10 protein-coding genes are annotated in these 11,950 nt (G+C 70.7%); 3 read left to right on the top strand and 7 right to left on the bottom strand.

Annotated elements, in window-relative coordinates; all coding sequences use genetic code 11:
• Positions 1-28 precede the first annotated feature (28 nt).
• From HHL19_RS20155 to HHL19_RS20125, 7 genes are read right to left on the bottom strand one after another with little or no spacing between them, the layout of a single operon-like run.
• Complete coding sequence (locus HHL19_RS20155) at positions 29-1,285, bottom strand: aminotransferase class III-fold pyridoxal phosphate-dependent enzyme (protein ID WP_169091562.1); 1,257 nt, start codon at positions 1,283-1,285, stop codon at positions 29-31.
• Positions 1,286-1,302: 17 nt separating this feature from the next.
• On the bottom strand, positions 1,303-2,418 hold the full coding sequence (locus HHL19_RS20150; RefSeq protein ID WP_169091560.1) for a Zn-dependent alcohol dehydrogenase: 1,116 nt from the start codon (positions 2,416-2,418) through the stop codon (positions 1,303-1,305).
• Positions 2,419-2,447: 29 nt separating this feature from the next.
• The gene (locus HHL19_RS20145) at positions 2,448-3,806 is read right to left on the bottom strand and encodes an NAD-dependent succinate-semialdehyde dehydrogenase (protein WP_169091558.1); all 1,359 of its coding nucleotides are present in this window, start codon (positions 3,804-3,806) and stop codon (positions 2,448-2,450) included.
• 26 nt (positions 3,807-3,832) lie between these two features.
• Positions 3,833-4,537, bottom strand: coding sequence for a transporter (locus HHL19_RS20140; protein ID WP_169091556.1), 705 nt, complete (start codon positions 4,535-4,537; stop codon positions 3,833-3,835).
• On the bottom strand, positions 4,534-5,928 hold the full coding sequence (locus HHL19_RS20135; protein WP_169091554.1) for a flavin monoamine oxidase family protein: 1,395 nt from the start codon (positions 5,926-5,928) through the stop codon (positions 4,534-4,536). The genes HHL19_RS20140 and HHL19_RS20135 overlap by 4 nt, the downstream gene beginning before the upstream one ends.
• On the bottom strand, positions 5,912-6,847 hold the full coding sequence (locus HHL19_RS20130; protein WP_346768312.1) for an alpha/beta fold hydrolase: 936 nt from the start codon (positions 6,845-6,847) through the stop codon (positions 5,912-5,914). Before HHL19_RS20130 ends, HHL19_RS20135 begins: the two co-directional genes overlap by 17 nt.
• Positions 6,840-8,375, bottom strand: coding sequence for an NAD(P)/FAD-dependent oxidoreductase (locus HHL19_RS20125; protein WP_169091552.1), 1,536 nt, complete (start codon positions 8,373-8,375; stop codon positions 6,840-6,842). The genes HHL19_RS20130 and HHL19_RS20125 overlap by 8 nt, the downstream gene beginning before the upstream one ends.
• A gap of 734 nt (positions 8,376-9,109) precedes the next feature.
• Here HHL19_RS20125 and HHL19_RS20120 point away from each other — a divergent pair.
• The 3 genes from HHL19_RS20120 to HHL19_RS20110 are packed head-to-tail and all read left to right on the top strand — an operon-like array spanning position 9,110 to position 11,679.
• On the top strand, positions 9,110-9,976 hold the full coding sequence (locus tag HHL19_RS20120; protein WP_240981739.1) for a dihydrodipicolinate reductase: 867 nt from the start codon (positions 9,110-9,112) through the stop codon (positions 9,974-9,976).
• A 22-nt stretch (positions 9,977-9,998) separates the two neighbouring features.
• Positions 9,999-10,391 (top strand): hypothetical protein, encoded by a 393-nt coding sequence (locus HHL19_RS20115; protein ID WP_169091550.1) that lies wholly within the window; start codon positions 9,999-10,001, stop codon positions 10,389-10,391.
• Between the two features lie 52 nt (positions 10,392-10,443).
• Positions 10,444-11,679, top strand: a complete 1,236-nt coding sequence (locus HHL19_RS20110) for a helix-turn-helix domain-containing protein (protein WP_169091548.1) — start codon at positions 10,444-10,446, stop codon at positions 11,677-11,679.
• Positions 11,680-11,950: the final 271 nt, after the last annotated feature.

Genomic DNA, 11,950 nt, shown 5'->3' with positions numbered 1-11,950 from the left:
GGGGGTTACGCGTGGCGTGCCGCGGCGGTCATGACCGCCGCAGCAGCCGGTCGAGGGCCTCGGCCGTCGCCTCGATGTCGCCGGTGGTGTGTGCCGTGCTGAGGAAGACCTTGCCGGACGGCATGAACAGGAAGCCCTGACGCAGCATCCCTTCGAGAATCACCGACCAGAGCCCGCTGGTTCCGTGAAGCCCCGTGGCGCCGCCGGCGGGGACGTACTGGAGGAGCGAGCCGATCCGGTGGAAGCGGCCGAAGTCGGGAGACGAGCCGAGGACGCCACCGACGAGGGTCTCGAACTCGGACGAGGTCCGTTCGAGTCGCTCGTAGACGGCGGGATCGGCCAGGACGCGCATCGTCGCCGCGACGGCCGCCAGGGCGATCGGATTGGCGTTGAAGGTTCCGGCGTGGACGACGCCGGACGTCACCTGATCGACCAGCTCCGCCCGGCCGACCACGGCGCTCTGGGTGAAGCCGCCGGCCATCGCCTTCCCGAAGACGGACAGGTCGGGCAGCACGCCGTACTTCTCGGCCGCCCCGCCCCGGGCGATCCGGAACCCGGCGATCACCTCGTCGAAGACGAGGACGACGCCGTGCCGGTCGCAGAGGCTCCGCAGCGTCGACAGGAACCGTGGCGAGGGCGCTTCGACGCCGGCGTTGCTCATCACCGGGTCGACGAGCACCGCCGCGATGTCCCGCTCGACGGCTTCACCCAGCAGGCGCTCCGCCAGCCGCACGTCGTTGAAGCGCGCCACGACCAGGTCGTCGAGGACGCTGGCCGACTGCCCCGGCCCGCCGGGGGTGGCGGGGCGATCGCAGTCGTCCTCGGACATCCCGGCGTACACGGTGTCGTGCCAGCCGTGGTAGCTCTTGGCGAACTTGACGACGCGGCGCCGGCCGGTGGCGGCGCGCGCGAGGCGCAGCGCCACCTGTACCGCTTCGGTCCCCGTGTTGCTCCACAGCAGTCGCTCGCCGTGCGGCACGGCTTCGAGGACCGCTTCGGCCGCGAGGTACTCGAGCGGGTGTCCGGTGCCGACGACCTGCATCTTCGTCGCGACCTCGGACACCGCCGACAGCACGCGCGGGTCACCGTGACCGAGGACGAGCGGCCCCCAGGCCATCACGTAGTCGACGTACCGGTCGCCGTCCAGGTCCCAGACGTGTGCGCCCCGTGCCTCGCGCACGAAGAGCGGATGGGGTGGCATCGCGGCGCGCAGGCCGGACCCCACACCCCCGCCGACGCTGCGGCGGGCGCGCTCGAAGGCCGAGCGTGATGATTCCAGGGCCATGGGATCGCCCCTGCCTTTCAGTACGTGATCACCGAGCGGATGCCGATGCCGCGCTTCATCTGGTCGAACGCCTCGTTGATGTCCTGCAGACCGATCACACTCGTCACCAGGGAGTCCAGATCGATGCGGTGGTTCATGTAGTGGTCGATCAGCAGCGGGAAGTCGGAAGCCGGCTTGCTGGAGCCGTAGTTCGAGCCGATGAGCGAGAGCTCCTGATCGGACATGACGAAGGGGTCGATGGAGACCTTCAGGCCGTCCGCCACCTGCCCGGCGACCACCGCCGTGCCGCCCCGGGCCAGGACCTCGTAGGCCGACTCGATGGTGCGGGGCAGCCCGATGGCCTCGATGGCGATCTCCACACCGCGTCCGTCGGTGAGCTGTCGCACCCGGTCCGCGAGATCCTCGCGGCCGTTGTCGATCAGGTCGGTCGCGCCGAAGACGCGCGCCTGCTCCAGCTTCTCGCCGGAGATGTCCGCGGCGATGATCTTCCGCGCGCCGGCGAGCCGGGCGCCCTGGATCGCGTTCAGGCCGACGCCTCCGCAGCCGAGGACCAGCACGGTGTCGCTCGGACGCACGCCGGCCGTGTTGACGGCCGCGCCGACACCGGTCGTGACGGCGCATCCGACCAGAGCCGACTGCGGGAACGGGGCGTCGTCCCGGATGGCGATCGCACCCGATTCGGGCACGAGGGTGTACTCGCCGAACGTTCCGAGGCCCGCGAAGCTGAGGACGTCGCCCCCGCCGGCGGACGTGACCCGGGACCGGCCGTCGAACGACAGGTGGTTCGCCGAGTGCCGGCTGACCATGTCGCAGAGGACGGGCCTGCCACTGACGCAGTAGCGGCAGCGGCGACACGAGGGCGTCCAGGACAGCACGACGTGGTCGCCCTTCTTCAGCGTCGTGACGCCTTCGCCGACGCTCTCGACGACCCCGGCGCCCTCATGGCCGAGGATCATCGGCGAAGGAACCTCCCATTCGCCCAGGAGGACGTGCAGGTCGCTGTGGCACACTCCGCTCGCCTTGAGCCGTACGAGCACCTCGCCGGGCGGAGGCGTCGAGGGGATCGTCACTCTCTCGACGGTCAGCGGTTCGTTCGGCGTCCTGAAGACGGCTGCGTCGAATTCGATGGTCATGAAAGGTTTTCCTCCTTGCTCTGGGGCGATCACGTCCGAGCGGTGCGGATGAGCTTCTTGTTGGCGAACTCGTCGATTCCCGCCCGGCCCAGCTCGCGGCCGAAGCCGGACAACTTGACCCCGCCGAAGGGGAGTTCCGCGCCTTCGAGGCCGACGCCGTTGATGAAGACCATGCCGGCCTCGATCCGGTCGGCGACGCGCAGCGCCTGCTCGGGATCCGTCGTGAACACGTAGGAGCCAAGGCCGTACGGCGTGCTGTTCGCCAGCTCGACGGCCTCGTCCTCGGAACCGACCCGGTAGACGGTCGCGACGGGGCCGAAGAGCTCCTCGGCGGCCGACGGCGACGCCGGGGAGACGCCCGTCAGCACGCCGGGCGGGAAGTACGCCCCCTCCCGCTGCCGTGCGGAGACGAAGGTCGCCCCCTCGTCGACGGCTCGCCCGACCTGTTCCTCGACGTACTCGGCGGCGGCGACCGAGGACAGCGGCGCCACCCCGTCGGTCAGGGCGAGCACCTCCTCGGTGAACTTGTCGAGGAAGGCGTCGTAGACGTCCTCGGCGACGATGAAGCGCTTCCCGGCGTTGCACGCCTGACCGGCGTTCTCGAACCGCGTCTCGACCGCCGCCCGGACCGTGGCGTCGAGGTCGTCGGCCGACAGCACGATGAAGGGGTCCGAGCCGCCCAGTTCGAGCACCACCTTCTTGAGGCTGCGCCCGGCCTTCTCCGCGACCTCCGCGCCGGCCCGCTCCGAACCGGTGAAGGAGACGCCCTGCACGCGGGGGTCCGCGATGGCGCGGCCGATCTGCTCGCCGGTGGCGTGGACGTTGACGTAACAGCCCGCGGGGAAGCCCGCGTCCGTGAACAGCTGCTGGAGAGCCGCGGACGACTCCGGACACTGCGACGCGTGCTTGAGCACGATGGTGTTGCCCAGCGCGAGGTTGGGCGCGGCGAACCGGGCCACCTGGTAGTACGGGTAGTTCCAGGGCATGATCCCCAGCAGCACGCCGACCGGCTGGCGCCGGACGAAGGCGCTGCCCTCTCCCCCCAGGAGCTCGATCGGCTCGTCGGTGAGGAACTTCTCCGCGTTCTCGGCGTAGTACCGGTAGATGGAGGCGCTGAACTCGACCTCCCCGACGGCCTCCTCCACCGTCTTGCCCATCTCCCGGTGGATGATCTCGGCAAGCTGCCCGCTGCGCTCGTCGTGCAGGGTGGCGACGGCGTGCAGCAACCGGGCACGCTCTGCCACGGAGGTCTGCCTCGACCACCGGGCGTAGGCGTCCGCGGCCGCGTCGAGCGCCGCCTCGACGACCTCGTCCGTCGCGGTGGGGTACTCCTTGACCAGCTTGCCGGTGGCGGGGTCCACCACCGCGTACACGTGCTTCTTCGCCATACTGACTCCTTTTCGGTGTTCCGGGTTCATGCGAGGGCGCTGGTGGCGCGGGCCGGGTTCGCGTCCGAGGCCGCGTTGTGGTCGTGCAGCGCGCGGTAGGCGCGGAAGTAGACGAATCCCTGGGTGCCCCAGGTCGCCAGCGCGGCGGTGTAGAAGAGCGTGCGGTTCGCGTCGTCGAACGGCAGGGGGAAGAAGTCGTAGGTGATCGCGATGGTGGTCCCGGCAGCGGTGACCAGGCCCGTCCAGATCGCGAGCCGCTTCGCGCCCGCGTTCCAGAGCCGCTTGACGAAGTACCCGAGGAAGACCGCCGTGAGGAGGTTGACGACGACATAGAACACGGCGACCCAGAACGCGATGCCGCCGGTGTGGAGATCCGCGCCGTGGAACTGCCGGAGGAGCAGACCGGCCACGATCGCGACTCCGAACACGGCGACGTCGACGCTGCGGCTCGGCTTGTAGCGGTGGGTGACCTTCATCAGGCCCATGATCAGGATGAGCGTGATGCCGACCGACCGGGAGAACGCGTCGAAGAAGTACGCCACGTCGTACAGGACGCTGTCGCTCTTGGCGCCGAGCAGCGACCAGAGCAGGAAGTTGCTGCCCGACGTGGCGACGACCATCAACTCGAGACCGAGGAGGTAGTTGCCGTACCGGCGGATGAGTCTCCAGCCGTAGAAGTAGCCGACGAAGATCATCCACAGGTCGGCCAGCAGGAACAACACCTCCCTCATCGAGACGCCCCCTCTCGGACGGCGCGGGACAGGAGGGTGAGGACGCGCTCGGCGGTGCGCTGGCCGGTCAGGACCGCGCCGTTCATGGTGCCGGCCCATTCGCCGGCGGTTTCGGTGCCGGCCCAGTGGACGCGCCCGTGGGGCTCGGTCAGCGCCTTGCCGTAGCTCGTGGTCGCGTGGGGGCCGGCGGCAGGGTGGGGGCCGCCCGGGGCGAACGGTTCCGATCCCCAGCAGTGGTCCAGGTAGTCGATCGGGGTGCGGGCCTGCGGACCATAGAGGTCGACGAGCTGCCGGACGACCAGGTCGCGTCGGGTCTCGGGGTCGAAGCCGTCGAAGACGCGGGGGTCGCAGAAGGTCATCAGGACGCCCGGTCCGCTGTGGGCGGGGGACACGTCGAAGGTGATGAACACGGTTCCGGTGTCGGTCACCGCCTCGCCGGAAAGTCCGTCGACCCGCCAGAACGGCTTCTCGTAGGCCACGAAGGCCTTGCTCAGCACGCCCATGCGCCAGGTTCGCGCGAGCCCGTCGGCCTGCTCGGGCAGAGCGGGCTCGAAGGCGATGGCCGCGCGGTGCGCCGGCGCGGCCGTGACGATCGCGTACCCGGCGCGGATCTCGCCGGAGTCGGTGCCGACGGTGACGCCGTCGTCGTCCTGCGTGACGCGGCGCACCGGCGTGTCCAGGCGTACACGGTCGCCGAGCCGCTCCGCCACCCGCTTGGCGATCTCCTGGGTGGTCTCGACGAACCGGTCCTCGTTCGCTCCGCCCTCGACGTCCAGCATGTGGTTGAGCCCGCCCGCCGCACGGATGTAACGCAGTACATGCAGCAGGGAGACGTCTCCCGGGGTGCAGCCCCACTGCACCTTGCTCACGATGGTCATCAGCGCACGGGTGCCGGGCAGCGCGTTCTTCCGGTCGAGCCATTCGCCGAACGAGATGGCGTCGAGCCTGCCGGCCCCGGGCGTCTCCCATGGGGCGTTCACATCGATGGTCGCGACCAGCTTGTTCACCGCCGTCTGCATGCGGGCCATGTCCACCAGGGTCGCGGGGGAGACCTTGGGGATGGTGCCGCTGTAGGTGCGGCGTCGGCCTGCCATCCACAGCACGTTGCGACCCTGGTCGAACTGGCCGGTCGTGGTACACCCCATCCGGTTCGCGAGGTCCCGGACGGCGGTGTGGCGCCGTGCCACCCAGGTCGCTCCGAGGTCGACCTTCACGCCCGCCACCTCGCCGGAGAGCGATCGGCCTCCGACCCGGTCGCGGCCTTCCACGACCAGGACGGACCGCCCCATGCTCACCAGCCGCTCGGCGGCGCTCAGACCGGCGAAGCCGGCACCGACGATCACGACGTCGACCGTGGTCTCGCCGGAGTCGGACTTACGAGATCCGGACATGGTTTCCTCCTTCGCCCACGCGGTTCGCGTGCTGCGCGATGTAGGTCGTGACGGGGTCGACGAGGGACTCGGGGAGGTGATGGCCCATGCCGGGGACGACCACGTGCTGGGCCGAGCGGATCGCCCGTACGGTCGCGGCGCCGCCGCTCGGGTGCACCAGGGGGTCCCGGTCGCCGTTGATGACCAGGGTCGGGGCGGTGATCCTGCTCAGCTGGGCCGTCCGGTCCCCGGAGCGCTGGATGGCCTGGATCTGGCGCGCCGTGCCGGCCGCCGGGTCACCGGCGCTGCGGTCCCAGCCGCGAGCCGCGATGGCAGCCTCGGCCGCGTCGTCGATGGGATGCCCCGTTCCCGCGATGTGACGGGTGAGCCTCAGGTGGGCACGGACCGCCGCGGTTCTGTTCCTCGCCGGCGGGGCGGCGAGGAGCCGGATCGTGGACAGGGCCGGCTGACCGACCTTGCGGGCCCCGGTGGTGGAGTAGACGGAGGTCAGGGACAGGACCCGCTCGGGTGCCGTGGCCGCGACCGTCTGCGCGATCATTCCGCCCATCGACCGCCCCACCAGGTGCGCCCGCGCGATCCCGAGATGGTCGAGCACGCCGACGGCGTCCCGGGCCATGTCGGCCAGCGCGTACGCGTCGCCGCGCGGACGCGCCGCGATCTGACGCCAGAGCCCGGGAGGGGGAGCGGCGACGAACGTCGACTGGCCGGCGTCGCGGTTGTCGATCGCGACGACCCGGAAGCCGCGGGTGACGAGTGAGCCGACGAACGAGTCGGACCAGAAGGTGAGATCCTCGCCCAGTCCCGCGATGAGCAGCATCGCGGGGTCGCCCTCGTCGCCGTGGTCCCGGAAGCAGATCGTCATCCCGGACGGCAGGGTGGCGTACCGGTCGGTGCTCTCGGCGCCGCTCGTCTCAGGCACGGGCCGCCCGCTTCCCCTCGGGCCGCCGCGCGGTCGTCCGGGCGGTGCCGAACTTCAGGTGCTCGTCCGCCACCGGGCCGCGCAGGGCCTTGGCGTCCTCGGGGTAGGACATCGCCATCCGCCAGGGCTTCTCCGGTCCCTGCTTGGGCAGGAACTTCTCGCTGCGCTTGGCGTATCCGGCCTGGATGTCCATGACGGGCCTGCGGTTCGTTCCCGCCGGTGCGACCGGAACCACCGTGTCGTATCCGCGGGCGTCCATGTGCCTGACCAGGTCGATGAAGTAGCGGCACATCAGGCTCACCTTGAGCGTCCAGGACGAGGTGGTGTAGCCGATCGCCATCGCCCAGTTCGGGATGCCGCTCAGCAGCATGCCGCGGTAGCAGAGCGCGTCCGCGAGGTCGACCTGGCGTCCGTCGACCACGAGGGGCATGCCACCGAAGAGCTGCAGGTTCAGTCCCGTCGCGGTGACGACGATGTCGGCCTCCAGCTCCTCGCCCGACGCCAGGACGATTCCGCGCTTGCTGAACCGCGCCACGGCGTCGGTGACGACGGAGGCCCTTCCTTCCTTGATCGCGTCGAAGAAGTCCCCGTCCGGTGCCACGCACAGCCGCTGGTCCCACGGGTCGTACGGCGGGTTGAAGTGCTTGTCGACGTCGAATCCCTTGGGAAGACGCTTGATGTTCTCGCGCCGGATGAAGGCCCGACCGGCCTTGGGGAACGTCCGCAGGCCCTTCACGACGGCGTGTTCCGTCCAGATGTTCTTGAACCGGGTCACGGCGTACCCGCGCTCGTCCCCGAGCAGCTTCGTGAGCGCCAGGGCGACCCTGTCGACACGGGGGAGCGCCATGACGTAGGTGGGGGTGCGCTGCAGCATCGTCACGTGCCGGGCGGCGCCCGCCCCGGTGGTCATGGCCGGCACCAGCGTGATCGCGGTCGCGCCGCTGCCGATGACGACGACCTTCTTGCCGCTGTGGTCGAGGTCCTCGGGCCAGTGCTGCGGATGGACGATCCGGCCCTCGAAGTCGTCCCGCCCCGGGAACTCCGGGGAGAACCCCTCGTCGTACCGGTAGTAGCCGGTGGCGGCGAAGACCCATCCCGCGTGGATCGTCCTGGTCCGGGTCGCTCCCGTGGCGGGGTCCGACGTCCGGACGGTGAGGGTCCACCGTGAGTCGGCCGTGGACCACTCCGAGCGGACGACCCGGTGGCCGAGCCTGAGGACGCGCTCCAGGCCGTTCTCCTCGACGGTCTCGTGGAGGTACTCCTTGATGAGGGGGGCGTCGGCGATCGCGGCTTCGTGGCGCCAGGGCTTGAAGGCGTATCCGAACGTGTGGAGGTCGGAGTCCGAGCGGATGCCGGGATAGCGGAACAGGTCCCAGGTGCCTCCGATGTCGTCGCGGGCTTCCAGCACGGCGAGCGACTTCTCGGGGAGCTCCCGGCTGAAATAGGTGGCCGCGCCGATCCCGGAGATCCCGGCTCCGATGATCACCACGTCGAACTCCTCGACGGCGTCCAACACCTCAGCTGTCATGGCGTTTCCTCGCTGTTCCTGTGGCGGTTACCTCACTGTCGCGAGCCACGACCGCCGACGAGAACGACAGCGGGCACCTCCTTCGCCCGGCTCCGGTGCACGATGCACAGGCGGGCCGGGCCGCCGCGCCCATACGGTGTCCGAGGCCGCCGCTCGGCCACCGAAGGGAGGCGGAAGCGGCCGAGACGACCGACCTCCCCAAGACAGGGCACATCGACGTACCCGGCGGCGAAGCGGGATCGGGCACCCCGCTCGACCGCGGGCTCGGCGGGTCGCAGACGTTGTTCACGGCCGTCGCCGCGGCGGCGCCGCCAGGGCCTGTCCGGCGGGGTGCTGATGGCCGGACGAGTACGCGACGCGGGCGCCTTCCACGCCTACGTCGGCTCCCCGTGGTGGTCGTGGGCGCTCGTCCCGCTCGGCGTCATCGCGGTACGGGCGAGGGTCCGGGCTCCGTACCCGCTTCCGCAGATGGGCGAGGGGCGGAACGTTCGACCCGATGCCTCGGCCGCTCAGGCGGGAGCCGATGCCGCGCACGACGGCGATCGGCCCGTCGCGGTCGGCCCGACCGGCCTGTGCACCGTGCACCATCCCCAGGGGGAAGCAGGTGCCCGGTGTCGTTCTCACCGCGGTCGTGGCTGGCGACAGTGAGGCACGAGGTAACCGCCGCAGGCGAAGTCCGGCTTCGCCGAACACCGTGTCGAGGGCGTGCCGACCGGAGCGCCTAGGGGAGTGCGTTGAGTAGTCAGACCGTCATTGTGGGTCTCGGTGCCACCGGCCGGGCCATCGCATCCTCCTTGCTGCGACGCGCGGACGTGGAGATCGTCGGAGCGGTGGACCAGGACCCCCGCGTGGTCGGCCAAGACCTCGGAGCGCTCCTCGGTGGCGCCGCGAACGGTGTCGTCATCGCGAGCGACCCGGCCGAGCTGCCCGCCGCCGACCTCGCGATCGTGGCGACCACGTCGGATCTGCACGAGGTGGCCGACGTCCTGCTGCCGCTGCTGGAGCGTTCGTACAACGTCCTGAGCATCTGCGAAGAGCTCGCCTTTCCATGGCGGAGCCATCCCGACCTGGCCCGGCGGCTCGACGACACGGCGAAGGCGCACGGCGTGACCGTCCTGGGCAGCGGGGCGAACCCGGGCATCCTGATGGACACCCTTCCTCTCCTGCTGACTGCGCTGACTCAGCGTGTGGAGAGCGTGCGGATCCGCCGGCGGACGAACATGTCGCGCTACGGCGCGATCCTGTCGAAGTTCGGCCTCGGTCTGACCACGCGCGAGTTCGCGACGGCTCGCAGCCGGGGCGAGGTCGTCGGACACCACGGCTTCGAGCAGGCCGTCGGGGCGCTCGCGGCAGGACTCGGATGGGATCTCGACTCGGTGGACGTGGGCGAGGTCGAACCCGCCGTCGTGACGACTTCGCCGCGCGTCGGGGACCACATGCGTATCGAACCGGGGCGGATCGCGGCTGTCACTCATGCCGCCCGGGGCGTGCTCAAGGGCCAAGTGGTGATCGATCTGGAGATCACGTTCGGGTTCTTCGAGCCGGCCGATGCTCGACCTGGGCAGGCCCTCGCCGCCCGGAGACCCTCGGTCCCATCGTGAGGATCGTGGCGGTGTCGAGCCGATGGGGGCCTCCGGTGCTCCCGCCTGGCTCGATCACGGAACGGAAGACCTGGAACGCCGTGGTGCCGGCGGGCGGGAGCAGGTATGCGGCCACGCCCTCACCGCCCGTGTCGATCCGGCCTCCACCGTCCACGACGTGCTCGTCGGGGTACGTGAACAGCTCCCCGATCCTGATCCTCCGCGGCCGCGCGCCCGTGGACTCTTCGAGGGCGGCGGCGCCTCCTTCCGCTCCGCCCGCTGTCCCGCCGTCGCCGATGGACACGGTGTGCTCACCGCCCCTCCCGAGGCCGAGGGCGTGGTAGATCTGCCGCCGTCTAGTGTGGGTGAACAGCGACGGGCGGCCCGCGCCTTCGCCGTCGGCCAGGCCGCCGACGAGCCCTTCATCTGTCTGTGACACGGCATGTCGGGAGCGTCGGCTCCCCCGAGAGCAGAGGGACACTGAGAACATGGAAGAGCTGTGGCCCCCGCCCTCGCGTGAGGTCGCCGACGCGATCAGGTCACTGTGCCAGCGCCTGCTGACGGAGACGGACGCCCTGATCGACGCCTTCGCGAGGCCCTCCCTCGTCGCCCAGAACGATCCCGCGCTTCTCGCGGACGCGTCGCTGGTCGAGGAGGATCGCGCGCTCAACCGCTCCGAGGTGGTCCAATGGCTGACCGCGAACGTCCAGCAGCCGGGGCGGAGGGTGGAGCCCTACGTCAGTCCGAGGACCACGGCGTACATCAACGACCTCGTCTCCCGGGGCATCGCGCCCGACTTCGCCGTCGCCTGGCGTGTGGCCCTGGGGATCGGCTGGCGGCGCTGGCTGGAGGAATGCGTGGCGGACTGCGCGGACCCCGAGCTTCTCGTGGGGGTCCTGGACGTGACGGCGCAGTCGCTGGTGCAGTACGCCCTCGACTCCGTCGCGGCCCTGCGGCAAGCCGGCCTCGCCGCGGCGATGGGGAACACGGATGCCGAGGGGATCGCACTGATCCAGCTGATCGCCAGTGGGGCACCGATGGCGGAGGACCTCGCCGAAGGGCGCCTGCGCTACCGGATGGCGCGGTGGCACGTGGGTCTTGTCCTCTGGGTCGACGATCCCCGGCAGGTCGGTGCCCTGGACGAGGCGATCGCCGCCGTGCGCTCCTCCGCCGGAGGCCGGAGCGCCCTGGTGGCGCGTGCCAGCGCCACGTCGCGGTGGATCTGGCTCTCGGGGGAAGCCGTCCCGGACCTTCACCACGTGGAGAAGGACCTCGCGGCGGCCGACGAGGTCCGCGCGGCGGTGGGAAGGCCGGGACGCGGACTCGAGGGATTCCGCTCCAGCCACCAGGACGCCCTCGCGGCGCAGGCGCTGGTGATCCGGCTGGGGTCCGGCAGGCGGTTCACCGCCTACGCCGACGTCGAGCTGATCGACGCGCTCACGAAGGACCGGGCCGGCGCGCGTCGGTTCGTCGTCAACACCCTCGGGCCGTTGGCCGAAGCCGACACAGCCCTGCGGCAGGCACTGCTCACCTACGTGCAGTGCGGCTTCAGCACCACCCGGGCGGCTGCCGACCTCTACGCGCACCGCAACACCGTCGAACGGCGCGTCTCACGCGCCAACGACCTCTCGGCCGTGAAGGTGGAGGACAACCCGGCCCACGTGGCGGCGGCGCTCCTGGTGCTGGACATCGCGCCTGACATCGTGACGGTCGCTCCGAGCTGAGCTCACGAAGCACGGGGCCGAGCTTCCTCGCCCCGGGCGCCGCTCCGGAGGCGAGGCCGTCGACCAGGCACGCGAAGACCAGAGGGCCGAGGTCGGCATCTGCTGGGCGGAGCGATGTTCCTCACCGACATGGTCCGGCGCGTGCTCCGGTCGTGGCGACCCAGCCACCTTCACGATCCGGTCCGCGGGCTGGGGCGGTCACGGCCCGCACGGCCGAACCATCGACGACCTCAGTTTCAACGGCACCTCACCGCTCAACCCCATGGCGAGC

The organism is Streptomyces sp. R302 (genome assembly GCF_012927245.1).
Taxonomy (GTDB): Bacteria; Actinomycetota; Actinomycetes; order Streptomycetales; family Streptomycetaceae; genus Streptomyces.
This window is presented reverse-complemented; position numbering and strand designations above follow the sequence as displayed.